The 23,909-nt window shown below is 66.4% G+C and carries 25 protein-coding genes and 1 pseudogene; 23 read left to right on the top strand and 3 right to left on the bottom strand.

What is annotated here, in order from left to right:
- Positions 1-44: 44 nt before the first annotated feature.
- The 13 genes and pseudogenes from FG94_RS13280 to FG94_RS13220 all read left to right on the top strand — a co-directional run.
- Positions 45-1,367 (top strand): annotated as a pseudogene (locus FG94_RS13280) (GGDEF domain-containing protein); the annotation flags it as partial.
- Positions 1,368-1,757: 390 nt separating this feature from the next.
- Positions 1,758-3,203, top strand: coding sequence for a flagellin (locus tag FG94_RS13275; protein ID WP_036212353.1), 1,446 nt, complete (start codon positions 1,758-1,760; stop codon positions 3,201-3,203).
- An 85-nt stretch (positions 3,204-3,288) separates the two neighbouring features.
- Positions 3,289-3,648: a flagellar protein FlaG gene (locus FG94_RS13270; RefSeq protein WP_051996631.1), complete on the top strand. Its 360-nt coding sequence runs from the start codon at positions 3,289-3,291 to the stop codon at positions 3,646-3,648.
- A 189-nt stretch (positions 3,649-3,837) separates the two neighbouring features.
- Positions 3,838-6,495 carry a flagellar filament capping protein FliD gene (gene fliD / locus FG94_RS13265; RefSeq protein WP_036212350.1) on the top strand — a complete coding sequence of 886 codons (2,658 nt, stop codon included), beginning with the start codon at positions 3,838-3,840 and terminating at the stop codon, positions 6,493-6,495.
- A 22-nt stretch (positions 6,496-6,517) separates the two neighbouring features.
- Complete coding sequence (gene fliS / locus FG94_RS13260) at positions 6,518-6,979, top strand: flagellar export chaperone FliS (protein WP_036212349.1); 462 nt, start codon at positions 6,518-6,520, stop codon at positions 6,977-6,979.
- A 5-nt stretch (positions 6,980-6,984) separates the two neighbouring features.
- Positions 6,985-7,314 (top strand): flagellar protein FliT, encoded by a 330-nt coding sequence (locus FG94_RS13255; protein WP_229413011.1) that lies wholly within the window; start codon positions 6,985-6,987, stop codon positions 7,312-7,314.
- A gap of 14 nt (positions 7,315-7,328) precedes the next feature.
- Positions 7,329-8,450, top strand: coding sequence for a flagellar hook-length control protein FliK (locus FG94_RS13250; RefSeq protein WP_036212347.1), 1,122 nt, complete (start codon positions 7,329-7,331; stop codon positions 8,448-8,450).
- Positions 8,443-8,808: an EscU/YscU/HrcU family type III secretion system export apparatus switch protein gene (locus FG94_RS13245; RefSeq protein ID WP_036212345.1), complete on the top strand. Its 366-nt coding sequence runs from the start codon at positions 8,443-8,445 to the stop codon at positions 8,806-8,808. Before FG94_RS13250 ends, FG94_RS13245 begins: the two co-directional genes overlap by 8 nt.
- Positions 8,801-9,550, top strand: a complete 750-nt coding sequence (locus FG94_RS13240) for a flagellar brake protein (RefSeq protein WP_036212343.1) — start codon at positions 8,801-8,803, stop codon at positions 9,548-9,550. The genes FG94_RS13245 and FG94_RS13240 overlap by 8 nt, the downstream gene beginning before the upstream one ends.
- A 95-nt stretch (positions 9,551-9,645) precedes the next feature.
- The gene (locus FG94_RS13235; RefSeq protein ID WP_036212340.1) at positions 9,646-10,260 is read left to right on the top strand and encodes a PAS domain-containing protein; all 615 of its coding nucleotides are present in this window, start codon (positions 9,646-9,648) and stop codon (positions 10,258-10,260) included.
- Positions 10,242-10,601: a diguanylate cyclase domain-containing protein gene (locus FG94_RS27675; RefSeq protein ID WP_036212338.1), complete on the top strand. Its 360-nt coding sequence runs from the start codon at positions 10,242-10,244 to the stop codon at positions 10,599-10,601. Before FG94_RS13235 ends, FG94_RS27675 begins: the two co-directional genes overlap by 19 nt.
- A 95-nt stretch (positions 10,602-10,696) precedes the next feature.
- Complete coding sequence (locus FG94_RS13225; RefSeq protein WP_036212336.1) at positions 10,697-11,977, top strand: diguanylate cyclase domain-containing protein; 1,281 nt, start codon at positions 10,697-10,699, stop codon at positions 11,975-11,977.
- Positions 11,978-12,075: 98 nt separating this feature from the next.
- A complete protein-coding gene (locus tag FG94_RS13220) occupies positions 12,076-12,540 on the top strand; it encodes a carboxymuconolactone decarboxylase family protein (protein WP_036212334.1) in 465 nt (154 codons plus the stop codon).
- Between the two features lies 1 nt (position 12,541).
- Here the strand turns inward: FG94_RS13220 and FG94_RS13215 are convergent, their stop codons facing one another.
- Positions 12,542-13,159 (bottom strand): response regulator transcription factor, encoded by a 618-nt coding sequence (locus FG94_RS13215; protein ID WP_036212332.1) that lies wholly within the window; start codon positions 13,157-13,159, stop codon positions 12,542-12,544.
- A gap of 178 nt (positions 13,160-13,337) precedes the next feature.
- On the opposite strand from FG94_RS13215, the gene FG94_RS13210 reads away from it, so the two are divergent.
- On the top strand, positions 13,338-13,799 hold the full coding sequence (locus tag FG94_RS13210; protein WP_036212330.1) for an Rrf2 family transcriptional regulator: 462 nt from the start codon (positions 13,338-13,340) through the stop codon (positions 13,797-13,799).
- 166 nt (positions 13,800-13,965) lie between these two features.
- Here the strand turns inward: FG94_RS13210 and fliE are convergent, their stop codons facing one another.
- Entirely contained in the window at positions 13,966-14,334 is a 369-nt protein-coding gene (gene fliE / locus FG94_RS13205; protein ID WP_027864429.1) for a flagellar hook-basal body complex protein FliE, read from the bottom strand.
- Positions 14,335-14,510: 176 nt separating this feature from the next.
- Between fliE and fliF the strand changes: the two genes are divergently transcribed.
- The 9 genes from fliF (at position 14,511) to fliN (ending at position 23,437) form a co-directional block, all read left to right on the top strand.
- A complete protein-coding gene (fliF, locus tag FG94_RS13200) occupies positions 14,511-16,202 on the top strand; it encodes a flagellar basal-body MS-ring/collar protein FliF (RefSeq protein ID WP_036212328.1) in 1,692 nt (563 codons plus the stop codon).
- The gene (gene fliG, locus FG94_RS13195) at positions 16,195-17,199 is read left to right on the top strand and encodes a flagellar motor switch protein FliG (protein ID WP_036212326.1); all 1,005 of its coding nucleotides are present in this window, start codon (positions 16,195-16,197) and stop codon (positions 17,197-17,199) included. Before fliF ends, fliG begins: the two co-directional genes overlap by 8 nt.
- On the top strand, positions 17,199-17,912 hold the full coding sequence (gene fliH / locus FG94_RS13190; RefSeq protein WP_036212324.1) for a flagellar assembly protein FliH: 714 nt from the start codon (positions 17,199-17,201) through the stop codon (positions 17,910-17,912). The genes fliG and fliH overlap by 1 nt, the downstream gene beginning before the upstream one ends.
- A gap of 105 nt (positions 17,913-18,017) precedes the next feature.
- The gene (gene fliI, locus FG94_RS13185) at positions 18,018-19,418 is read left to right on the top strand and encodes a flagellar protein export ATPase FliI (protein WP_036212322.1); all 1,401 of its coding nucleotides are present in this window, start codon (positions 18,018-18,020) and stop codon (positions 19,416-19,418) included.
- Between the two features lie 37 nt (positions 19,419-19,455).
- Positions 19,456-19,899 (top strand): flagellar export protein FliJ, encoded by a 444-nt coding sequence (gene fliJ / locus FG94_RS13180; protein ID WP_036212321.1) that lies wholly within the window; start codon positions 19,456-19,458, stop codon positions 19,897-19,899.
- Between the two features lie 7 nt (positions 19,900-19,906).
- The gene (locus FG94_RS13175; RefSeq protein WP_036212319.1) at positions 19,907-21,175 is read left to right on the top strand and encodes a flagellar hook-length control protein FliK; all 1,269 of its coding nucleotides are present in this window, start codon (positions 19,907-19,909) and stop codon (positions 21,173-21,175) included.
- Positions 21,176-21,432: 257 nt separating this feature from the next.
- Positions 21,433-21,963 (top strand): flagellar basal body-associated protein FliL, encoded by a 531-nt coding sequence (fliL, locus tag FG94_RS13170; RefSeq protein ID WP_036212317.1) that lies wholly within the window; start codon positions 21,433-21,435, stop codon positions 21,961-21,963.
- A 10-nt stretch (positions 21,964-21,973) separates the two neighbouring features.
- Entirely contained in the window at positions 21,974-22,954 is a 981-nt protein-coding gene (gene fliM, locus FG94_RS13165) for a flagellar motor switch protein FliM (RefSeq protein WP_027864436.1), read from the top strand.
- A 48-nt stretch (positions 22,955-23,002) separates the two neighbouring features.
- Positions 23,003-23,437 carry a flagellar motor switch protein FliN gene (gene fliN, locus FG94_RS13160; RefSeq protein WP_036212315.1) on the top strand — a complete coding sequence of 145 codons (435 nt, stop codon included), beginning with the start codon at positions 23,003-23,005 and terminating at the stop codon, positions 23,435-23,437.
- Positions 23,438-23,453: 16 nt separating this feature from the next.
- Here fliN and FG94_RS27285 read toward each other — a convergent pair whose 3' ends face one another.
- Positions 23,454-23,846, bottom strand: a complete 393-nt coding sequence (locus tag FG94_RS27285; protein ID WP_152570967.1) for a hypothetical protein — start codon at positions 23,844-23,846, stop codon at positions 23,454-23,456.
- Positions 23,847-23,909 lie beyond the last annotated feature (63 nt).

The following is a 23,909-nucleotide window of genomic DNA, read 5'->3' as shown; positions in this document are numbered from 1 at the left end:
CCGGAGATGGGTAAAAGAGACAGAGCCGGTCCAGTCGGCGGTGCGGCCGCCGCATGCTGCGCGCCGCCCGCACCGCCGACTGGACCGGCTACGCCCAGGCGCTGAGCCAGATGGCCGACCGCCATCTGCGCCGCAACACGCCGGTGATGGCCCTGGGCGACGAGGACCCCGATGCGCGCCAGCTGCGCGAGATGCTGGGCCGCTCGCTGGCCTATGCGCTGGCCACCCTGCTGGCCGGCAGCCCGCCGCTGGTCCAGGAGGCGGAAGCGCTGGGCGGGGCGGTCCGGCTGGCGCGCGGCGAGGAACTGGGCGAGCTGTCCGGCCGCCTCAAGCAGCTGTGCTACCAGATCGAACTGCGCAGCGGCGACAGCGCCGAGCAGCAGGAACTGCTGCTGCGCCTGTTCCGCCTGCTGCTCGACAACGTCAACGAACTCCTCGACGACGACAGCTGGATGCGCGGCCAGATCGCCGCCGTGCAGGACCTGATCGCCGGCCCGCTCGACGTGCGCTCGCTGGAAGACGCGACCCGCAGCCTGAAGGACGTCATCCTCAAGCAGGGCCAGCTGCGGCACAGCATCTCGGACGTGCGCGCGACGATGAAGAACATGATGATGACCTTCATCGACCGCCTCGGTTCGGTGGCGGCCTCGACCGGCGACCACCATGCCAGGCTGGCCGGCTATTCCGACCGGATCGGCCGCGCCGCCAACATCGACGAGCTGAACGAGGTGATGGAGGAAGTGCTGCGCGAGATGCGCGCCGCCCAGGACGAGGCGCTGGCTTCGCGCGACCGCATGGTGGCCGTGCACAAGGAAGTCCAGGAAGCCGAGGACCGCATCCGCACGCTGGAAGCGGAACTGCAGCACATGAGCGAACTGGTGCGCGAAGACCAGCTGACGGGCAGCCTGAACCGCCGCGGCCTGGACGATGTGTTCGAGCGCGAGAGCGCGCGCGCCGACCGCCGCAACACGCCGCTGTGCGTGGCCATCCTCGACCTCGACAATTTCAAGAAGCTCAACGACACCTACGGCCACCTGGCCGGCGACGGGGCCCTGAAGCACCTGGTGAAGGTGGTGCGCGACACCCTGCGCTCGATGGACGTGATCGCCCGCTTCGGCGGCGAGGAATTCGTGATCCTGATGCCGGAAACCCCGGTGGACGCCGCGGCGGCGGCGATGGTGCGCGTGCAGCGCGAGCTCACCCGCCACTTCTTCTTGCACGACAACGAGAAGATGCTGATCACCTTCTCCTGCGGCGTGGCCCTGCGCATCCCGAACGAGGACCAGGCCAGCCTGGTGGCCCGGGCCGACCGCGCCATGTACCAGGCCAAGCAGAGCGGGAAGAACCGGGTCGTGGTGGCCGACTGATCCCGTAGGGTGGCCGGCTCCGCCGGCCGCGCGTTCAGACAGATGTCGATCCGCCAAAGCATGCAAACGGAGCTTTGGCCTGCCTCGTATGATCATTCCGACAACGACATTCCATCTCCGGCCACGCATTTCCGGAGTCCTGAGCCCGGCTTTACAGAAAAAATAAATTATTTTTCGCCCTAAAGTTCCCGATTTCCCAGTCGTCTAGACGTGCCTGCCCAGCAAACTTGAGGGAAATAATCGCGAATTTATTTTCAGCTCCAGCCTCAAGTTCTTGCCGTAAAGCACGTTACCAGCATCAACAGCGGTGTGATCGTCACGGAACAGCGTGGCGCACCAAAGTGAACAGGGCACAGTGGCCCACCCCGAAATACAGTCTGGAGAAATACCATGGCATCCGTAATCAATACCAACGTTGCATCCCTGAACTCGCAGCGTAACCTGTCGACCTCGCAAGCTTCCCTGAACACCTCGATCCAGCGCCTGTCGTCGGGCCTGCGCATCAATAGCGCCAAGGACGACGCTGCCGGTCTGGCTATCTCGGACCGCATGAATTCGCAAATCAAGGGCATGAACCAGGCGACCCGCAACGCGAACGACGGCGTGTCGATGGCCCAGACCGCCGAAGGCGCCCTGTCGAGCTCGGGCGACATCCTGCAGCGTATCCGCGAACTGGCAGTGCAGTCGTCGAACTCGTCGAACTCGGCCAGCGACCGTAAGGCCCTGCAGACTGAAGTCACCCAACTGACCTCGGAACTGAACCGCATCGCCAACACCACCGAATTCAACGGTCAGAAACTGCTGGACGGCACCATGGGTACCGCCAACTTCCAGGTCGGCGCTAATGCAGGCCAGCTGATCTCGATGGGTGGCGCGAACTTCACCACCTCGACCTACGGCAACAATACCAAGGTGTCGAGCGCACCGGCCGCGGGCGCGACTGCCGCGATTGCCGCCGGCACGATCACCCTCAACGGTTACCAGGGCAGCGCCACCGTCGACGTAGGCCCAGGCGACGCAGAGAGCGCCAAAGCTGTGGCAGCCGCCGTGAACACCAAAAGCGAGACCACCGGTGTAACCGCAACCGCCAAGACCGAAGCCAAGATCAGTGCGGCTGCCGGCGCGGCGGTGACGATCAAGCTGGACTCGGATAATAGCGCCGCTGACGCCGTGACTATCTCGTTCAAAGTTGGCACTAACACCGACGCCGACGGCTATGCCGCAGCGATCAGCGCCTTCAATGCCCAGTCGTCGAAGACTGGCGTTACCGCGTCGTACGACAGCGGCGGCATCAAGTTGACCAACGCAACCGGCGCCAACATCAACGTTGCCAACCAAGCTGGCTCCGCTTCTGTTGACGTGCAGAACTATACTGCTGCCGGCGCACTACAGGGTGGCGCGGTTGCTGCCGGCGCCTCATCCAGAGCGATCGGACGCGTGACGATGGACTCGGAGCAGAGCTTCTCCATGACGGAATCGGCTGCTTCGGGCATGGCCATCACCGGCTCCTCGGATTTGAAGTCGGTCGCCAAACTGGACGTTACCAACTTTGACAACGCCCAGCAAGCGATCAAGATCGCCGACGCGGCCCTTGCGGCTGTCAACAGCAAGCGCGCAGAATACGGTGCACTGCAATCGCGCTTCGATTCGGCAATCTCGAACCTGGCTTCGACCACCGAGAACCTGTCGGCATCGCGCAGCCGCATCGTCGATACCGACTTCGCAGCTGAAACCGCGAAAATGACTCGCGGTCAGATCCTGCAGCAAGCCGGCACCTCGATGCTGGCCCAGGCGAACTCGCTGCCGAACGGCGTCCTGTCGCTGCTGCGTGGTTAATCGTTGGCTAGCTAGTCCATTCGGGCAGTAAAACACATCCTCGGCTGAAGAAATTCAGCCGGGGATTTTTTGCTAGGGAAGTCACATGAACATCCAATCTCTTGGTTCACCCGTGGCGCCGCGACTGGAGGAGCGGTCGCTTCCGGCGCTCGATCAGCAGCAAAACGTCCAACCCGCCAAGGCGACGAAAGCGCCTGAGGCACAGGAAGCCGCCCCGCCCTCGCGCGACCAGGTCAACGACGCCGTCAAAAAGATCAACGAAGGCATGCAGGCATCGTCGCAAAGCCTGGAATTCGCGATCGACGACGACAGCAAGGAAATCGTCGTCAAGATCATCGACCAGGGCACCCGTGAAGTGGTCCGCCAGATTCCCTCGGTCGAAGCGCTCGAGATCGCCAAGTCCATCGACAAGATGCGCGGCCTCCTGATCAGCCAGACGGCTTGAAGACAGTAACCGATACAGCCCGGCGCGCGCCTCGAAAGGCATGCGCCGGACTTGCACGCCTGTTAATTCCGCGTCGCCCCCTTTCGTCCCTTCATTCATCTAATTGAATTAGGACACATTTCCCACTCTTAAGTCCGGTTTGCTTCTGTCGATAATGACTTACATTATCGCTTTCACGGGAGAAACAAAGTGGGCATCAGTTCAACCGGCATCGGTTCCGGCCTCGACGTCGACGGCATCATCAGCAAGCTGATGCAGGCCGAAGCGGCACCGCTGGCCAACTTCGACAAGAAGGCAGGTGCGCTGCAACAGCGCGTCGCTGCGCTGGGCAAGGTCAGCGCAGCGGTCGGCGCCTTCCAGGGCGCCCTGACCACGCTCAATTCTCCCTCGACCTTCAGCGCCCTCAACGCCAGTTCGGGCAACAAGGACATCCTGGGCGGCACCGCCGGCGCCGGCGCAGTCGCCGGCAAGTACAAGATCAACGTCAGCCAGATGGCTTCGGCCCAGAGCCTGACCACGGCCGGCCGGGCCAGCATGAGCGCGACCATCGGCTCCGGCGCGAAGACCACCCTCACCTTCCAGTTCGGCAGCATCAGCGGCGGCAGCTTCGGCGTGGCGGGCGGCGCACTGGGCGCCTCGACCGCCACCGGCGGCATCAGCAACGGCTCGCTGACGCTCAACGGCACCGCCATCACTACCAGCGGCACGACCCGCAGCGCGGCACAGCTGGCCGAAGCCATCAATGCCAAGAGCGACACCACCGGCGTGACCGCCAAGGCGGGCACGGCAAGCAGCGCGGCCAACCTGTTCGCCGGCTTCGGCAGCGTCACCACCACGGCCACGTCCAGCTACGCCTTGACGGTCGGCGGCGTGCAGATCGTGTCGCAGGCCGGCACCGGAACCTCGCTCGGCAAGGCCCAGATCGACACGGCCCTGGCCGACGGCACCGTCAGCGCGGCACTCAGCGCCGCCAACATCACATTCACCGGCACTGCCGCCGCCGGCACCTTGCAGTTCACCGCAGCCGACGGGTCCAACCTGACGGTGGCCGAGGTGATCGGCGGTAGCGGCGGCGCTACCGGCGGCCTCAAGGGAACCGGCGTCGCCAACACCGGCACCAGCGCCACCACCACCGCCAGCGTCACCTTGAACTCGAAGGACGGCAACCAGATCCTGGTCGGCGGCACCAACCCGGCCGCCGCCGGCCTGAGCGCTGGCCCGGCCGGCAGCTACCTGGGCGGCGCCGCCTTCAGCCAGGACGGCGCACAGGCGAGCGGCACCGTGACGCTCGACGCGGGCGACCAGTCGCTGCAGGGCATCCGCGACGCCATCAACAAGGCCAATATCGGCGTCACCGCGACCATCGTGTCCGACGGGGGCGCCAATCCCTATCACCTGGTGCTGACCTCGAACGCCACCGGCGCCAAGTCCTCGATGAAGATCAGCGTCGACGGCGTCGACGGCCAGCCGGCCGATCCCGCCATCGCCGCCCTGCTCGGCCACGACCCGGGCGGCGTGCAGGGCCTGACCCAGACCAGCGCGGCCCAGGACACCCTGCTCAACATGAACGGGATCGACATCCGCAGCAGCAGCACCACCGTCACCGAAGCGGTGCAGGGCGTGTCGCTCGACATCAAGGGCACCGGCAGCACCACCCTCGACGTCACCCGCGACACCGCCGCGGTCTCGACTGCCGTCAACAACTTCGTCAAGGCCTACAACGAGCTCAACAAGACGATCTCGAGCCTGGCCGGCTACAACGCCGAGACCAAGACCGCCGGCGTGCTGCAGGGCGACGCATCGGTGCGCTCGATCCAGAGCCAGCTGCGGCGCCAGCTGGGCGCTTCCGTCGAGGGCTTGGGCGGCAAGCTGACCACCCTCAGCCAGGTCGGCATCACCTTCCAGAAGGACGGCAGCCTGGCGGTCGATTCCACCAAGCTGAATAAGGCCGTCACCGAGAACTTCGCCGAGATCGGCGGCTTGTTCGCGGCGATGGGCTCGGCCACCGACGGCCAGATCAAGTTCGACAAGTCGGGCGCAGCCACCAAGCCGGGCACCTACGGCGTCAACATCACCAGCCTGGCAACCCAGGGCACGCTCACCGGCGCTGCCCCGCTGCCGGGCTCGACCACGATCGCCTCGAATACGACCTGGCGCGTCACGCTGAACCAGACCGACCCGGTCACCGAGACCAAGATCCAGGAAATCAAGCTGGCCGCCGGCACCTATACCAGCGCCCAGCTGGCTTCCATGCTGCGCGCCGCGATCAACGGCAACACCACCTTTGCCGGCGCCGGCGACACGGTCGAGACCAAGGTCGGTGACGATGGCCGCCTGTCGATCTCCTCGAGCAAGTTCGGCGAGCTGTCGAACATCGCGATCGCCGCCGTCAGCGGCACCGACCCGAGCGTCCTGTTCGGCGCCGCCGCCCCCGTCAAGGGCACGAACGTCGAAGGCACGATCGGCGGCGTCGCCGCCATCGGCAACGGCCAGACCCTGACGGCCGCGGCCGGCTCGCCCGCCGACGGCATCCAGCTCTCGATCACCGGCGGCTTGCCCGGCGAACGCGGCACCGTCAGCTTCTCCAAAGGCTTCGCCTTCGAACTGACCAACCTGGCCACCAGCTTCACCGGCAAGGACAGCCTGCTCAACAGCAAGACCGACGGCCTGAACGTCACACTGAAATCGGTCACCAGCGCGCGCGAGCGCTTCGAGTCGCGCCTGGAAACCATCGAAAAACGCTACCGGGCCCAGTTCACTGCGCTCGACACGGCCCTGATGTCGATGCAATCGACCTCGGCTTACCTGACCCAGCAGCTTGCGGCGCTCACCGCGAACGCAGGCTAAGCTCATCCACCTGGAGAACACGATGTTTGGAACCATGCAACGCGGCGTGGGCGCCTATGCGAAAGTCGGTCTCGAGACCGGCGTCGCCGCCGCTTCCCCGCACAAACTGATCGTCATGCTGTACGACGGCGCGATGGTGTCGATCCTGAGCGGCATCAGCAACATGAAGGCCGGGAACATCCCCGCCAAGGGCGCCGCCATTTCGAAGGCCATCAACATCATCGACAACGGCCTGCGCGCCGCCCTCGACAAGAAGGTCGGCGGCGAGATCGCCCAGAACCTCGACGCCCTGTACGAATACATCAGCGCGCGCCTGCTCAAGGCCAACCTCAGCAACGACCCGGCGATCCTGGAAGAAGCGCATGCGCTGCTGTCCGAACTGCGCGAAGCCTGGAACGCGATCGACCCGCAAGCCGCGGCCACCGGCGCGACGGCCCCAGCCGCCCCGGCGCCGATGCGCGCCCCGACCCTGATGAGTGCCTGAAGAACATGCCGCAGATGACCAGCGACGATATCGTCGATACCTATGAAACCATGGCGGTGATCACCGACCAGATGCTGCGCGCCGCCAGCGACAGCGACTGGGACCGCCTGGCCGAGCTCGAACAGCAGTGCGCCCTGCACGTGCGCCAGCTGAAGGAAAGCGAGCCGCAGCCGCTGGCTGGCCCGCAGCGCGTCAAGAAGGTCGACGCGATCCGCCGCATGCTTGCCGCCGACCGCCAGATCCGCGACCTGACCACCCCGTGGATGGCGCGCCTGTCGGCCCTGATCAACAACACCTCGACCGAACGCCGCGTCGCACGCGCCTACGGCGTGTAAGGCCGTAGAGCAGCATGCTGCCGCGCGAGCTCGTCTCCGCCGTCCTGCCGGCCAGTCCGGCCAGGCCGGCCGAACACCTGAATGACCCGCGCCAGCAAGCCTTCCAGCGCGCCCTTGCCCCCCAGCTGGGCAAGGCGCTGCACGGCGAAGTCCTCGCCAAATTGACCGACGGCAGTTTCGTCGTCAAGGTCGCCAACATCCCCGCCCGCATGCAGCTCCCGGCGGGCGCCCAGGTCGGCGCCGACGTGCCGCTCACGCTGGTGTCGGTGCACCCGCGCCCGACGTTCCAGGTCGGCCTCGGGACCAATCCCGTGTTCAGCGAAGCCGGCCCGCCGCTGCCCCAGGGCGCCGACCCGGGCAAGGCGCCGCTCGCCATGCGCGAAGGGACCGCCGTCGGGCGCGCCGCCGCGCTGCTGCAGGCCAGCGCGGCCGGCGCCGCCGCCCAGACCGTGGGCGCGGAAGCCAATAACACGACCCTCAGCCAGGCCGGCAAGACCATCGGCGGCGTGCTCGCCGCCGCCCAGAAAGTGGAAACGCCGATGACTGCCGCCCTCGGCCGTGCGCCGATCGTGGCCGCGGCCGGCGCGGATGCCGCCAGCATCGCGGCCGGCCTGCAGCAGGCGCTCGGGAAAAGCGGCCTGTTCTACGAATCGCACGTGGCCGAATGGGCGCAGGGCGCACGCGCCCTGGCCGAACTGAACGCCGAACCGCAGCAGCAGCTGGCGAAGGAAGGCGTGCGCCAGAACCCGCTCGACCCGGCCACCGCCCAGTTCATCAACCTGCAGCTGGCCACCCAGGAGCAGGCCCAGCTTGCCTGGCAGGGCAAGCTGTGGCCGGGCCAGCCGATGCAGCTGGAAGTGCAACGCGACAGCCGCGAAGGACAGGACGAGGCCGGCGAGGCCGAATCGCATTGGCACAGCCGCCTGCGCCTGCGCTTTCCCGAACTGGGCGAACTGGACGCCCGCCTGACGCTCAGCGGCGGTCGGGTGCAGGTGCAGTTCGCGGCCGGCAGCGAAGAGACTGCCGCCCTGCTGCGCCGCCACATGGGCAGCCTGGCCAGCGCACTTGACGCCGCCGGCACCACGCTGGCGGGCTTCGAGGTGCGCTCGGCGCCCGTCAAGACGGCCGATGACTGACCCGAAGAAGGAGCAGGCCAGGCGCCAGAGCGCGGTCGCCCTCGCCTACGGCAGCGGCGACCCGGCGCCCAAGGTCGTGGCCAAGGGCCAGGGCCTGGTCGCCGAGCAGATCATGCGCCGCGCCAGGGAAGCCGGGGTCTTTGTTCACGAATCGAAGGAACTGGTGCAGCTGCTCATGCAGGTGGACCTCGACCGCGAGATTCCGCCGGCGCTGTATCGCGCAATTGCGGAACTGTTGGCGTGGCTATATCATATTGAGTCGGCTCGGAAACATGGAGATCCTTTACCGGATTCGCCCGATCCGACGCCCCACCTCAACCTGGACGACGCGCCAAGCGCTGGTACAAGCAATGAATGATCAGGAACTCGAGAATTGGCACGACTACGAGGTGGAGTCGCGCCGTGAAATCGTACAGCTGCTGCGCCAGATCGGCGAAAAGCACCAGCTGGTGCGCATGCTGGTCAAGGGCGAGGCCGACGTCTGCGTCACCACCGTCCTCGATGTCGACGCCGACACCAATTCGCTAGTGCTCGACCGCTCGATCGAGCGCATGCAGAACGAGCGCATCGTCGAAGCCGGCAAGGTACGCTGCGAAACCACGCTCGACAAGATCCGCATCCTGTTCACGGCCGAGAACCTGCGCCCCACCCTGTTCGAGGGCGAGGCCGCCCTGCGCGCCGACATCCCGCCGAGCCTGATCCGCCTGCAGCGCCGCGAGTACTACCGGATGGAGACGCCGGTATCGAATCCGGTGCGTGCGATCCTGCCGCTGCCGCTGGAAGCCGGGGCCGGCACCGGCGTGTTCCCGCTGCACGACATCAGCTGCGGCGGCATCGCCGTCCTCGACAACAAGCTGCAGCTCGACACGACCATCGGCGCCCAGCTTCCCAACTGCCGCATCGAGCTGCCCGAGATCGGCCCGGTGACGGTGACGCTGGAAGTGCGCAACTCGCTCGACCTGACCCTGCTGAACAACAAGACCAACCGCCGCATCGGCCTGCAGTTCGTCGACATGTCGCGCGGCGGCATGGCCGGCGTGCAGCGCTACATCACCAAGCTGGAACGCGAGCGCAACGCGCGCCTGGCCGGCCTGGCCTGATCAGTTTGCAAATTGTTAATTACCAATTAGCAATGTTAGTGGTTGTCGAACAGTAGATCGTCTACACTACGGTATCTTGTTATCCTGGTGACCAGATGCCGACGCAAACCCCGACCACCGACCTGTTCTACACCGCATTTGCCCACTCGTCGGTGGGCATGGCAGTCGTCGGCCTCGACGGCCGCTCGATCGAGGTCAACCCGGCGCTGTGCCGGATCCTCGGCCATGGCCGCGACGAGCTACTGGCGCTCAGCATCCAGGATATCTCCCACCCGGATGACCTGCCCGCCGACCTGACCCTGCTCAACAGGCTGCTGGCCGGTGAAATCGACTCCTACAACCTGGAAAAGCGCTACCGCCATGCCGACGGCCGTCCCGTCTGCGGCCTGCTGACGGTCTCGCTCAGCCGCGACGCGGGCGGCGCCCCGGAATGCCTGATCGCCCAGCTGCTCGACGTCACCGAACAGAAGAAGGCGGTCGAGGAACGCGACGCCTTCTTCACGCTGTCGCCCGACCTGCTGGCGATCTCGGGCAAGGACGGCTACCTGCGCCAGGTGAATCCGGCCTGGACCGACGCACTCGGCTGGACGCAGGACGAGCTGACCGCCCAGCCCTTCATCCATTTCGTCCATCCCGACGACCGCGACGCCTCGCCGGCTTCAAGGCGGTCAACGACCTGTGCGGCCATGAGGTGGGCGACGCGGTGCTGACCGCCTTCGGCCACCGTCTCACGGCATCGGTGCGGCGCACCGACGTGGTGGCGCGCCTGGCGGGCGACGAGTTCGTGGTCCTGCTCGACCACCTGCACGATCCCTGCCACGACGCAGCCCAGGTGGTGGACAAGATCCTGCTCGCGGCCAGCCAGCCCTACCCCGAGGTGGCGGGCCGCACCGAGCCCGGCGCCACCATCGGGATGGCGCTGCACAATCCGGGCGACAGCGCCGACCGGCTGCTGTCGCGCGCCGACGCCGCCATGTACGTGGCGAAGAATGCGGGAAAGAACCGCGCCGCCTACGAGCGCGAAGGGCAGTGGGTGCTGCGCGGAAACTGAAGGGGGTCAGGCGCCGTATTTACAAAATGCAATCTTTCTAGTAACCAAAAAATAAATCGGCTACACTGGCGCCACCTCACGAAGTGCAGCCGCCAATGCCGAGTTACGCCGTCCCCAGCCATTTTCTTGCGGCCTTCGCCAAGTCGGCCGTCGGCACGGCGCTGCTCGACCTGAAAGGCCGCTGGATCGCGTTCAATGACGCGCTGTGCCGCATCCTCGGTTACCCGCGCGACGAGCTGCTGGCCCTGGACTATCGTGACGTCACCCATCCCGCCGATCTCGATGCCGACCTGACGCAGCTGCAGCGGATGCTGGCCGGCGATCTCGACTCCTACTGCCTCGAAAAGCGTTACTGCCGCCCGGACGGCGCCGTGGTCTGGGGCTTGCTCACGGTGACGCTGAGCCATGACGATGCCGGCCGCCCGGAGTGCCTGATCGCCCAGGTGATCGACATCACTGCCCAGAAGAAGGCCATCGAGGACCGGGACGCGCTGTTCGCCCTCGCGCCCGACCTGCTGTCGATCTCCAGCCACGACGGCTATATCATGCAGGTCAACCCGGCCTGGCATGCACTGCTGGGCTGGGACGAAGCCGTGCTGAAGTCGCGCCCTTTCGTCGATTTCCTCCATCCGGACGATCGGGCGCGCACCCTGGAGAAAGCCGGCGAACTGGCCGGCGGAGGAACGGTGCTGGGTTTTCGCAACCGCTACCTGCACGCCGACGGCAGCTGGCGCTGGATCGAATGGAGCACCAGTGTGGCTGGCGACGGGCGCATGTTCTGCTCGGGACGGGATGTCACCGAGCAGATCGAAGCCGAGGAAAGGACGCGGCGCCTGTCCTGGGAGCTGCACCACCGCGCCACCCACGACTTCCTGACCGGCCTGCCCAACCGCTACGAATTCATGGGCCGCTTGCAGCACGCGATCGACACGGCCGGGCGCGCGCCGCATCCGCCGGTGCTGATGTTCATCGACCTGGACGGGTTCAAGGCGGTCAACGACGTCTGCGGCCATGAAACGGGCGATGCGGTGCTGATCGCCTTTGGCCGCCGCCTGCGCGAGGCGGTGCGGCGGGCCGATATCGTGGCGCGGCTGGCGGGTGACGAATTCGTGGTGCTGCTCGACCGCCTGCATGGGTCGTGGCCGGCGGCGATCGAGGCAGTGCAGGCGATCCTGCGGCTTGCCGGCCAGCCCTACCCGGAGACGGGAGGGCGAACCCAGCCCGGCGCCACCATCGGGATGGCGCTGCATCGTCCGGGAGAGAGCGCCGACCAGCTGCTCTCGCGCGCCGATGCGGCCATGTACGCCGCCAAGAAGGCCGGAAAGAACCGCGCGGCGTACGAGCGCGCGGGGCAGTGGGTGTTGCTCGGCGCCTGAAAAAAAACCGGCCGCATGTCACACCATGCGGCGCCGGCTCGTCTTGGATGCATGGAGGGCGTAACGGGCGCCTTCCCCATCCTGAAAGGACCGCCACCATGACGCACGCTGCCCGCATCCCCCTCTACACCCTGGCCCCCGCCAACCTCAAGGCGATGATCGCCCTGTCCCAGTCAACCAGGAACAGCTCGCTCGGCGCGCGCCTGGTGGAACTGGTGCAGCTGCGGGTCTCGCAGCTCAATGGCTGCGGGGTCTGCGTGGACATGCACTGGCGCGACCTGGTCAGGCAGGGACTCGATCCGCGCCACCTGAACGCGCTCGCCGCCTGGCGCGAGGCGCCCTTCTTCAGCGAGCGCGAACGGGCGGCGCTGGCCTGGGCCGACGCCGTCAACGCCCTGCCCGGACGCGACGACACCGACAGCGCCTGGCCGGCGCTGCGCGAACATTTCAGCGATGTGGAGATTGCGGAACTGGCTTATACGATTGCCGCGATCCGCGGCTGGAACGCGATCAACCTGAGCCTGCGCAGCCCGCTGCCGGAGCATCCGGCGCCGGGCATGTGATTCAGGCCGCTGCGCCGGCCCCGCCGGGGCGGATCAGGCCGCGCTGGGTCGCGACCACCACCGCATGGGTGCGCGCGGTGGCGTCCAGCTTGCTCATCACGCCCTTCACATGGGTCTTCACCGTGCCCACGCCGATGCCCAGCTTGCGCGCGATCGACTTGTTGCAGCAGCCCTGCGCCAGCAGCTGCAGCACGTCGGTCTCGCGCCCGGTCAGCGATTCGCGGGTGAGGCTGTCGGCGACGCTGCGCGTCATCGACTCGCTCAGGTAGCGCTGGCCGCGCGCCAGCTGCGCGACCGCGTGCGCCAGCTCGTCGGTGCCGCAGGACTGCAGCAGGTAGCCGGCCACGCCGGCATCCATCGCCAGCCGCACTTCCCACTCCTTGTCGAACTGGGTCACCACCAGCACGACCGGCGCCAGGCTGCCGGCGGGCGGCTTGCGCGCCAGCTTGATGCCGGTGTCGTAATCGGTCACCAGCACGCGCGCGACACGCTGCGCCTCGGGCTGGGCCAGGTGCGTGGTGACGCGCAGGCCGGGCTGGTCGGCCAGGACGGCATGCAGCCCGACCGTCATGATCGGGTCGGCGTGCATGATATGGACGGCGGAAGAGATCGGTTGCATGTGCATACTCCGGCAGAAGGCGGCAGACGACGGCGGCCTCGGGCGGCCAACAGCCGACATATTGAAACGACAAGAACGGCAAATCAAGTAATGGTTTGTAATGACCGGTCAATATGCATGCCATCCGCATAGTCAGCTTATGCACACCGAGAGGATGCATGGGATATACTCCCACGATATGCGCCTGACTTCCTTTACCGACTACACCTTGCGGACCCTGCTCCATCTCGGCAGCAATCCGGGGCGGCTCGTCACGATCCAGGAAATCGCGGACCTGCACAGCATCTCGAAGAACCACCTGATGAAGGTCGTGCACGAGCTGGGCCGCAACGGCGTCATCGAGACCATCCGCGGCCGCAACGGCGGCTTCCGCCTGGCGCACAAACCGGAAGACATCAACATCGGCGCGGTGGTGCGCCAGAGCGAGAGCGATTTCTACATGGCCGAATGCTTCGACCCGGGCGGCAACCCGTGCGGGCTGGTCAAGGCCTGTGCGCTCAAGGGCGTGCTCACCAACGCCACCTCGGCCTATCTCGCCGAACTGGACCGCCATACCCTGGCCTCGCTGCTGCCGGAACCGGCGCCGCGCGACGGCAGCATTCCGGTCACCTTCCATCGCAAGGAATCGCAGGCGGCCTGAGCCTTCTAGACGGGGTCAGGTCTGACATTTAGACACGGCCTGAGCAGTACACCTCGATGACGCTCGAGCTCGTGTCCGAATGTCAGACCTGACCCCAGTTCGTAAATCTGCTCAGCAATAAAAAAACCGGCCATGCGGCCGGTCGCGTTTGCACGGATGGTCAGGCTTACACCTGCATGTTCATGATGTCGTGATAGGCTGACACCAGTTTGTTGCGTACTTGCACCGTTCCCTGGAAAGCGATGCTGGATTTCTGCATCGCGATCATCGTATCGGACAGGCTCACGGTATCATCCCCCATCGCAAAACGCTTGCCGAGCTCTTCCGCGTTCTTCTGGGTATTGCTGACCTGCTGGAGCGAGGTCTTCAGGGCATCGGCGAAGTCGAGCTTGGCAACGCCGCCCTGGGGCGCAACATTGCCCAGGCCGGCAGGCGCCACCGGGCCGGCCGCCGGCTTGGTCGCCGCGGCTTTCAGCTGTTCCATCATCGCCTGGATGCGGCTGCTGTCGATGCCGCCGATTCCGCCAATACTCATCGCATTCTCCTGCCCGTGAGGTCATCCACTTTGTTCAGGCTGTCAGATTACCAGTGCCCCAGCAAATTCCTCGCGTGAAGAAGCATGGATTTCCACCCCTATTTCAGGGTTTGAATGTTGCCCTGTGGCTTCATAATTGCGGCTAATCTCCCTATTCCCCCCATCACTTACCGACCATGGCAGCAGTTGCTGATGAACTGATCGACACCCCGGCGCCCGAACAAGAGGCGAAACAGGGCTTTTTGCAGACCACCATGGGCAAGCGCGTCGCCATCGGCGGCGGGATCGCGCTGGTCAGCGCCATCATGATCGCGCTGTGGATGTGGAGCCAGGCGCCGGAATACCGCGTGCTGTTCTCGAACTACAGCGACCGCGACGGCGGCGCCATCACCGCCTCGCTCGACCAGATGGGGGTCAAGTACAAGTTCTCGGATGGCGGCAGCGCGATCCTGGTGCCCGCCGAGCAGATCCACGACCTGCGCCTGAAGCTCGCCGCGCAAGGCCTGCCCAAGGGCGGCAACGTCGGCTTCGAACTGATGGAAAACCAGAAGCTGGGCGTGTCGCAGTTCCTGGAACAGGTGAACTACCAGCGATCGCTGGAAGGCGAACTGGCGCGCTCGATCCAGTCGCTCGGCCCGGTCAGCGCCGCGCGCGTGCACCTGGCCATGCCCAAGCCCTCGGTCTTCGTGCGCGACCAGCAAAAGCCCACCGCGTCCGTGGTACTGACCCTGCAGTCGGGCCGCGCGCTCGACCCGGGCCAGGTCAGCGCCATCGTCCACCTGGTCGCCTCGAGCGTGCCGGAACTCACCGTCGGCAACGTCACCGTGGTCGACCAGAACGGCAACCTGCTGTCGGACACCTCGAACAAGGGTCCCGGCCACAAGGGCCTGGACGCCACCCAGCTCAAGTACGTCGAGCAGGTCCAGCAGAACATCATCAAGCAGGTCGAGTCGATCATCGCCCCGCTGGTCGGCAAGGAAAACGTGCGCGCCGAAGCGACCGCCGAGATCGACTTCGCCCAGGTCGACACCGCCGCCGAGATGTACAAGCCGAATTCGCCGCCGGAACCGCAGGCGATCCGCAGCCAGCAGACCTCCGAATCGACGCAGCCGGGCGGCGGCGCTTCCGGCATCCCGGGCGCGCTGTCGAACCAGCCGCCGGGCGTGGCCACCGCGCCGATCGACGGCCAGCCGGTAGCCGGCGCGGCTCCGGCAGCCGGTGGACCGACGCGCAAGGACGCGACCACCAACTACGAAGTCGACAAGACCATCCGCTACGAACAGCGCCCGATGGGCGGCATCAAGCGCCTGACAGTGGGCGTGGTGGTGAACTACCGCCGCTCGGTCGACCCGAAGACCGGCAAGATCATCGTGAAACCGCTGGCAGCGGCCGAAGTCGCCCAGATCAACGAGCTGGTGAAGCAGGCGATGGGCTACTCGCAACAGCGCGGCGACACCCTGAACGTGGCCAACGCCCCGTTCGACGGCGTCGACCGCCCGGACGACACGCCACCCAGCCTCGACTGGTGGCGCGACCCGGCCAACCTGCCGCTGGCCAAGGAGATCGGCAAGTACCTGCTGCTGTTCGCGGTGCTGGCCTTCCTCTACTACCGGATCCTGCTGCCGCTGATGCGCCCGGCGATCAAGAAGTTCGACGAAGTCACCGCCCTGCCGCCGGAACCGGAACCGGAAGAGGAAGAGATTCCCGAAGAAGAGCGCGAGCCCGATCCGGAAGAGCTCGAGGAACAGGAAGTCGAACGCCGCGCCCAGGGCTACCGGGCGAACCTGCAGATGGCGCAGGACCTGGCCCGCGAAGACCCGCGGATCGTTGCAAACGTAATCAAGGCATGGTTGGGATCAAATGAGTGACAAGGACAAGGAAGGCGTACAGCAGGCAGCGATCCTGATGCTGGCCCTGGGCGAAGCGGAAGCGGCCGAAGTGATGAAATTCCTCGGCCCCCGTGAAGTGCTCAAGCTCGGCGCCGCGATGGCCCAGATGAAGTCGGTGCAGCACACCGAAGTGGTCAAGGTGCTGGAAGCCTTCGTCGAAGAGACCAACCTGCATTCGAACGTCGGCCTCGATTCGGACGAATACATCCGCCAGGTGCTGACCAAGGCGCTGGGCGACGACAAGGCCGCCGTCTTGCTCAACCGCATCCTGGGCGGCAAGGACGCCTCGGGCATCGAAAGCCTGAAGTGGATGGACTCGCCCTCGGTCGCGGAACTGATCCGCAACGAGCACCCGCAGATCATCGCCACCATCCTGGTGCACCTCGAGCGCGACCAGGCCTGCGAAATCCTGGCCCACTTCACCGAACGCCTGCGCAACGACGTGGTGCTGCGCATCGCTACGTTGGACGGCGTGCAGCCTGCCGCTTTACGCGAACTGAACGACGTGCTGACCAAGCTCCTGTCGGGCAACGAGAACATCAAGAAATCCTCGCTGGGCGGCGTGCGCACCGCGGCCGAGATCCTGAACTTCATGAGCGGCGAGCAGGAAGCGGCGGTCATGGACAACATCAAGAACTACGACAACGACATGGCGCAGAAGATCATGGACGAGATGTTCGTGTTCGACAACATCATCGACATCGACGACCGCGGCATCCAGCTGCTGCTGCGCGAGGTGCAGTCCGAGATGCTGATCATCGCCCTGAAAGGCGCCTCGCAAGACCTGCGCGAGAAGATTTTCAAGAACATGTCGCAGCGCGCGGGCGAGATGATGCGCGAAGACCTGGAGTCGAAAGGTCCGGTGCGCCTGTCGGAAGTGGAAACCCAGCAGAAGCAGATCCTGCAGATCGTGCGCCGCCTGGCGGATGAGGGCCAGATCGTGCTGGGCGGTAAAGGCGAGGATTCGTTCATCTGATGATCCCGAAGGAACAGCAAAGCGCCTACCAGCGCTGGGAAATGACCTCGTTCGGCGACGAGCGCCCGAGCACCCAGTCGCGCCGCGCCGCCATGGCCCCTCCCCCGCCGGCGCCCACGCCGGAACCGGTCGAGATCGTCCCGCACGTGGCGCTGCCGACGCTCGAAGAGATCGAAGCGATCCGCGAACAGGCGCGCGCCGAGGGCTATGCCGAAGGCCTGGAGGAAGGCCGCGCCGCCGGCCATGCCCAGGGTTATGCCGACGGCGCCAGGGCCGGCCAGACCGAAGCGGAAAGCGAGCTGGAACACCTGCGTTCGATCGCCGCGACCTTCAGCGAGGCCGTCATGCAGGCCGACGAGACCATCGCCCACGACGTGCTGGAACTGGCCCTGCGCCTGGCGCGCGGCATGGTGCGCACGGCCTTCGAGGTGCGTCCGGAACTGATCCTGCCGGTGGTGCAGGAAGCGATCGGCTACCTGCCGGTGCTGGCCCAGCCGGCCACCCTCACCCTGAACCCGGAAGACGCCGAGATCGTGCGCCAGGCCATGGGGCAGGAACTGGTCAAGGGCGGCTGGCGCATCGTCGAAGACGCCCTGCTTGCGCGCGGCGGCTGCAAGGTGGATACCGCGAGCAACCAGATCGATGCGCAGGCGCAGGCGCGCTGGGCGCGGCTTACTCACGCCCTCCAGAGTAACGTTGACTGGCTTTCGTAGGGTGGGCGGGTCTCCCGCCCACGCGGTCAACCGCCGCCGGCACGGCCGCGACATATCATATTGCACGTATCACCGCGTGGGCGGCGAAGCCGCCCACCCTACAAAATGACGACAACGACTGACCGCCACACCGCCCGCTGGAAGTCCTTCATCAAGGACTGCGACTCCCTGGTCGGCTTCGCCGAGCCGATGCAGGTCTCGGGCCGCGTCACGCGCGTGGCCGGCCTGGTGATGGAATGCGTAGGCCTGAAGCTGGCCGTCGGCAGCGCCTGCACCATCCCGGTGGCCAACGGCCAGCGCATCGAGGCCGAAGTGGTCGGCTTCGAGGGCGAGCGCCTGTTCCTGATGCCGCAGAGCGACGTCGAGGGCGTGGTGCCGGGCTCGCGCGTGTTCCCGGTCGAATCCGCGCTGCCCAAGCCCGGCACCGTGCAGCACCCGCGGCGCCGCCCGAGCGACCGCGCGCGCCACCTGCCGGTCGGCATGCAGCTGCTGGGGCGCGTGGTGGACGGCGCCGGCCGCCCGCTCGACGGCAAGGGCCCGCTCGGCACTGACGAAGTCGGGCCCCTGAACGCGCGTCCGATCAACCCGCTCGACCGCGCGCCGATCTCGGAAACCCTGGACGTGGGCGTGCGCGCCATCAATGCCATGCTGACGGTCGGCCGCGGCCAGCGCCTCGGCCTGTTCGCCGGTACTGGCGTCGGCAAGTCGGTGCTGCTGGGGATGATCGCGCGCTACACCACCGCCGACGTGATCGTCGTCGGCCTGATCGGCGAACGGGGTCGCGAGGTGAAGGAATTCATCGAGCAGATCCTGGGCCCGGAGGGCCGCGCCCGTTCGGCCGTGGTGGCCGCACCGGCCGACTCCCCGCCCCTGATGCGCCTGCAGGGCGCGGCCTATGCCACCGCGATCGCCGAACACTTCCGCGAGCAGGGCAAGAACGTCCTCCTGATCATGGATTCGCTGACCCGCTACGCCATGGCCCAGCGCGAGATCGCCCTCGCGATCGGCGAGCCGCCCGCCACCAAGGGCTATCCGCCTTCCGTGTTCGCCAAGCTACCGGTGCTGGTGGAACGCGCCGGCAACGGGGTCGAGGGCGGCGGCTCGATCACCGCCTTCTATACCGTGCTGTCCGAGGGCGACGATCAACAAGACCCGATCGCGGATGCGGCGCGCGGTATCCTGGACGGCCACATCGTCCTGAACCGCCACCTGGCCGAAGCCGGCCACTATCCGGCGATCGACATCGAACAGTCGATCTCGCGGGCGATGCACTCGATTACCTCGCACGAGCACCAGCTGGCGGCGCGCAAGCTCAAGCAGCTGTACTCGCGCTACCAGCGCTCGCGCGACCTGATCAGCGTGGGCGCCTATGCCGCCGGCAGCGATCCGGTGCTGGACCAGGCGATCGCCAAGCACGAGCAGATCGAACAATTCCTGTGCCAGGAAATCCACGACAACGCGGGCATGCTGGAAAGCTTGGGGCAATTAAGCTCTCTATTCCAGTGATTGGAATTTGCCGGGCGGAACTATACTCTGACCCATTATGGCCACTTCTTCCGCCCTCGAGACCCTGATCGACCTTGCGCAGCGCGATTCCGACGCGATCGCCAAGCGCCTGGGCGCCGCCCTCAAGGCGGTCGAGGAAGCCGAGCAGAAGCTGGTCATGCTGGATGGCTACCGCGACGAGTATGTGCGCAAGCTCGACGCGGCGCAGATGGCGGGCATCACGCCCTTCGCGTACCACAACTTCGTGGCCTTCATCGGCAAGCTGGACAACGCTATTCAAGGCCAGCGCGAAGTGATCAAGCACGCGCAGTACAAGGCGGACGTGGAAAAGAAGGCATGGCAGGAAAGCGAGCGCAAGCGCCTGTCCTACCGCACCCTGAACGAGCGCGCCGCAAGCGAGGCGCTGGCGATCGAGAACAAGCGCGACCAGAAACTGATGGACGACCACGCAGCCCGTGGCGCCCGCTACAAACAACGGTAATGTCCCCATGACGATGCAGACGACCACCCTTCCGTTCCAGGTCTCCGGCGCCAGCGCGCTGGCCCAGCCGCAACGCAACCCGGCAGCCGGCGTGCAGGCACCCGAAGCCGGGCAGTTCAGCGCCACGCTGTCGCGCGCCATGGCGCCGACCATGGCCCCGACGCCGGCGCCGGCCGCCGCGCCGGCCAGCAAGCCGGCGGCCCCCGCCAGGCAGGCCGACAAGCCGGCAGCCCAGGGACCGAAACCTGCAACACGCGAGCCGGCCAAGCAGAACGAAGCATCGTCCGATGCGCCGGCAACGGCGCAGGGGGCGGCCAGCGCCGAATCGGGCGACCCGGCCAAGGACGCGGCAGCAGCTGCCGAATCCGCCAGCGCCGCCGCCGACGCGGCCACCACGCCGGCGACCGACATGCTCGCCTTCATGGCCGCCCTGACCCAGGCCCCTGCGGCCGCGCCGGTCGCGGCCGAAGCGGCAACGGCGGCCGGCGGCGCCGAGCTGCAGCTCGCCGCGCTCCAGTCCGCGTTCGCGAAACTCGAGACCGCGGACGGCGGCGTGGCGGCTGCGGATCCGCTGGCCGCCGCCGACAGCGACGCGGCCGGCTTCTCGCTGGCGGCCGGCGTGCAAACCACGGCCCAGGAAAGCGCCGACCTGCGCGCGCAGGCACAGGCGTCGGTGCCTCTGGATGCAGGCAAGGCCCAGCCGCAGCTGCGCGACGCCGCCGCCAACACCGCGGCGAACCTCGAGGCGCCCCTGCCGACCGTCACCCAGCTGCAGGCCCAGGCCGCCAAGCTCGAGGGCTTGCCGAACCCGGCCGCCATGCCGGGCGACCGCATTCCGGCACGCCTCGGCACCCAGGCCTGGGATAACCAGGTCAGCCAGCGCATCGTCTACATGGTGGGCAAGGAACAGGCCGCGACCCTGACGCTGAACCCGCCGGACCTCGGTCCGGTGCAGGTGGTGCTCAACGTGACCAACGACGGGGCCAGCGTGGCCTTCTCGTCGAACCAGCAGGAGGTACGGCAAGCCCTGGAAAACGCCCTCCCGCGCCTGCGCGAGATGATGGGCGAGAGCGGCATCGCGCTCGGTAACGCGACCGTCGATGCCGGCATGCCGGACGGGCGCCAGGCGCAGCAGGATGGCGAGCGCCGCCATGGGAACGGTGGCGGTCCTGGCAACGCGGGCGGGACGGTGGCGGTGGGCGATGACGCCGCTGCGCGGCCGGCTACCCGGACCGTGAGCCTGGGTGACAACGGGCTGGTCGATACGTTTGCTTAATTTATATCGTAGGGTGGGCGGGTCTCCCGCCCACGCGTTCAAACCAAGCGAGATCGGCCTGCTCGTTATTTCATTGGCTAACTATCACCGCGTGGGCGGCAAAGCCGCCCACCCTACCAAACCGTCAAGACGCAGGTGCAACAATCACCCGGATTACTACCCCTTCTCCCCTCTTTTCCGGGCTTGGCGGGTTGGGTTTCCCCGCGATAATGCCATAATGACGGAATCATTCTTTTAGGCAGTAAAGAGGCATCTCGATGGCGCAAGCAAAACCAAAGGCCGATCCGAAGGCGGACGCAGCGGCAGCTCCGGCCGGCTCCAAGAAGAAGCTGATCGTGATCGCGGCGGCGGCCGTGCTGCTGCTCGGCGGCGGCGGTGGTGCGGCCTGGTACTTCATGCAGGGCGGCGACGGGGCGGCCGCACACGAGAGCCCGAAGGAATCGAAGAAGAAGAAAAAGAAGGACGCCGGCGTCAAGCCGGAGTACGTGCCGGTCGAGGCCTTCACGGTCAACCTGCAGCCGGAAAACGGCGAGCAGTACCTGCAGGTGCAGTTCACCCTGCAGGTGGCGGGCACCGAACAGGCGACCCTGGTCAAGGACAACATGGCGATCGTGCGCAACCGCGTGCTGCTGCTCCTGTCGGGCAAGCGGGCATCGGAAATCAGCACGGTCCAGGGCAAGCAGCAGCTCGCCGCCGAAATCCAGGCGATCGTGCAGGAACCCTTCGACAAGGACGGCGACGAGCAGGACGTCACCGACGTATTGTTCACCTCCTTCATCATCCAGTAACTGAAGCACCATGGCCGATAATTTCCTCTCACAGGAAGAAGTCGATGCCCTCTTAAAAGGGGTCAACGGCGATCAGGACGACATTGCGGCGCCTGAAGACACCTCGGGGGTACGCACCTATAACCTGGCAACGCAGGAGCGGATCGTCCGCGGCCGCATGCCGACGCTCGAGATCATCAACGAACGTTTCGCCAGGTATCTGCGGGTTGGCCTGTTCAACTTCCTGCGCCGCAGCGCCGAGGTATCGGTGGGCTCGGTGCGGGTCTCGAAGTACAGCGAGTTCATCCGCAACCTGGTGGTCCCCACCAACCTCAACCTGATCCACATGAAGCCGCTGCGCGGCACGGCGCTGATGGTGTTCGACCCGGGCCTCGTGTTCCTGCTGGTCGACAACCTGTTCGGCGGCGACGGCCGCTTCCACACCCGCGTGGAAGGCCGCGACTTCACCCAGACCGAGCAGCGCATCATCATGCGCATCCTCGACATCGTGTTCGAGGCTTATGCCAAGTCGTGGGAGCCGGTGTACCCGATCGAGTTCGAGTACATCCGCTCCGAGATGAACACGCAGTTCGCCAACATCGCGACCCCGAACGAGGTCGTGGTGTCCTGCACCTTCACCATCGAACTCGGTTCGGTGTCGGGCCAGATCCACTTCTGCATGCCCTACTCGATGATCGAGCCGATCCGCGACGCGCTGACCTCGAGCATCCAGGGCGAAGCCCTGGAAGTCGACAAGCGCTGGGTGCGCCTGATGACCCAGCAGATCCAGGTCGCCGAAGTCGAGCTGGTGGCGGTGCTGGGCGAAGGGCGGGCGAACTTCGACGAGATCCTCAACATGAAGATCGGCGACATCATCCCGATCACGGTCCCGGAAACCCTGCAGGCGACCGTGGACGGCGTGCCGGTGATGGACTGCAGCTACGGCGTCTTCAACGGCCAGTACGCGCTGAAGGTCGAGAAGCTGCTCGCCAACAGCGACAACTTCAAATAACAGAACGAATCGCCGGCTTGAAGGGCCGGCGAGCAACAGGAGAGCACCATGTCCGATACCCAGGATGACCAGAGCGCACTCGACGACGATTGGGGCGCGGCGATTGCCGAGCAGGCCGCGGCCGAAGCGGCGGCGCTCGAACGCCAGCAACAGCAGCAGGCCACCGCCACCGCGGCCGTGTTCAAGGATTTCTCGAACAAGGGCGCGCGCAACGACACGCCGAACGACATCGACTTCATCCTCGACATCCCGGTCCAGCTGACCGTGGAACTCGGCCGCACCAAGATCGCGATCAAGAACCTGCTGCAACTGGCGCAAGGCTCCGTGGTGGAACTCGACGGCCTGGCCGGCGAGCCGATGGACGTGCTGGTCAATGGTTGCCTGATCGCACAGGGCGAGGTCGTGGTCGTGAACGACAAGTTCGGTATCCGTCTGACTGATATCATTACGCCATCGGAACGGATCAGAAAACTGAATAAATGACCTCGAGCAACGTCGCTCATCGCATTCGCCGGCTCGCGGCGACGCTGCTGTTCGCGCCGCTCGCGGCCTGTGCGGCGCCCGTCGGCGCCGACCAGGCCCCGGCCACCCAGCAACAGCAAGCCGCGCCGGCCACGCAGCAGGCCGCCCCGCCCAGCGAAGCCGCCGCCCCTGCGGCCACCGCACCGGTTCCGGTTCCGGCGACTGCATCGCAAGACACCCAGCCCCTGCCGCGCGGCGCCACCACCACCGGCCGCCCGGCCACGCCGGCCCGTCCCGCGCCGTCCGGCCCGGTCTCGGCGCCGGTGCAGTCGCCCGGCCCGGCACCGGCGGACAGCGTCCCGGCCGCGGCGGCCGCACAGGCCGCCACCGCTCCTGCCCCGGCCGCCACCACGCCCCTGCTCTTATACACAACTGACGCCGCCGACGAAGGAGGCCGGGGAAGCTCCGGTGGTTGGCCAGCGCGTGCACAAAA

This window comes from Massilia sp. LC238, assembly GCF_000735635.1.
GTDB classification, from domain to species: Bacteria; Pseudomonadota; Gammaproteobacteria; order Burkholderiales; family Burkholderiaceae_D; genus Telluria; species Telluria varians.
This window is presented reverse-complemented; position numbering and strand designations above follow the sequence as displayed.

Excerpts from the sequence above, each read along its gene's own strand:
- fliI (WP_036212322.1), top strand. The coding sequence starts at position 18,018 with ATGACGACAACGACTGACCGCCACACCGCCCGCTGGAAGTCCTTCATC.
- FG94_RS13245 (WP_036212345.1), top strand. The coding sequence starts at position 8,443 with ATGACTGACCCGAAGAAGGAGCAGGCCAGGCGCCAGAGCGCGGTCGCC.
- fliH (WP_036212324.1), top strand. The coding sequence starts at position 17,199 with ATGATCCCGAAGGAACAGCAAAGCGCCTACCAGCGCTGGGAAATGACC.
- fliS (WP_036212349.1), top strand. The coding sequence starts at position 6,518 with ATGTTTGGAACCATGCAACGCGGCGTGGGCGCCTATGCGAAAGTCGGT.
- fliG (WP_036212326.1), top strand. The coding sequence starts at position 16,195 with ATGAGTGACAAGGACAAGGAAGGCGTACAGCAGGCAGCGATCCTGATG.
- FG94_RS13220 (WP_036212334.1), top strand. The coding sequence starts at position 12,076 with ATGACGCACGCTGCCCGCATCCCCCTCTACACCCTGGCCCCCGCCAAC.
- fliF (WP_036212328.1), top strand. The coding sequence starts at position 14,511 with ATGGCAGCAGTTGCTGATGAACTGATCGACACCCCGGCGCCCGAACAA.
- FG94_RS13270 (WP_051996631.1), top strand. The coding sequence starts at position 3,289 with ATGAACATCCAATCTCTTGGTTCACCCGTGGCGCCGCGACTGGAGGAG.
- FG94_RS13240 (WP_036212343.1), top strand. The coding sequence starts at position 8,801 with ATGAATGATCAGGAACTCGAGAATTGGCACGACTACGAGGTGGAGTCG.
- FG94_RS13275 (WP_036212353.1), top strand. The coding sequence starts at position 1,758 with ATGGCATCCGTAATCAATACCAACGTTGCATCCCTGAACTCGCAGCGT.
- fliE (WP_027864429.1), bottom strand. The coding sequence starts at position 14,334 with ATGAGTATTGGCGGAATCGGCGGCATCGACAGCAGCCGCATCCAGGCG.
- FG94_RS13235 (WP_036212340.1), top strand. The coding sequence starts at position 9,646 with ATGCCGACGCAAACCCCGACCACCGACCTGTTCTACACCGCATTTGCC.
- FG94_RS13215 (WP_036212332.1), bottom strand. The coding sequence starts at position 13,159 with ATGCAACCGATCTCTTCCGCCGTCCATATCATGCACGCCGACCCGATC.
- fliM (WP_027864436.1), top strand. The coding sequence starts at position 21,974 with ATGGCCGATAATTTCCTCTCACAGGAAGAAGTCGATGCCCTCTTAAAA.
- FG94_RS13225 (WP_036212336.1), top strand. The coding sequence starts at position 10,697 with ATGCCGAGTTACGCCGTCCCCAGCCATTTTCTTGCGGCCTTCGCCAAG.
- fliL (WP_036212317.1), top strand. The coding sequence starts at position 21,433 with ATGGCGCAAGCAAAACCAAAGGCCGATCCGAAGGCGGACGCAGCGGCA.
- fliJ (WP_036212321.1), top strand. The coding sequence starts at position 19,456 with ATGGCCACTTCTTCCGCCCTCGAGACCCTGATCGACCTTGCGCAGCGC.
- FG94_RS13255 (WP_229413011.1), top strand. The coding sequence starts at position 6,985 with ATGCCGCAGATGACCAGCGACGATATCGTCGATACCTATGAAACCATG.
- FG94_RS13175 (WP_036212319.1), top strand. The coding sequence starts at position 19,907 with ATGACGATGCAGACGACCACCCTTCCGTTCCAGGTCTCCGGCGCCAGC.
- fliN (WP_036212315.1), top strand. The coding sequence starts at position 23,003 with ATGTCCGATACCCAGGATGACCAGAGCGCACTCGACGACGATTGGGGC.
- FG94_RS13210 (WP_036212330.1), top strand. The coding sequence starts at position 13,338 with ATGCGCCTGACTTCCTTTACCGACTACACCTTGCGGACCCTGCTCCAT.
- FG94_RS13250 (WP_036212347.1), top strand. The coding sequence starts at position 7,329 with ATGCTGCCGCGCGAGCTCGTCTCCGCCGTCCTGCCGGCCAGTCCGGCC.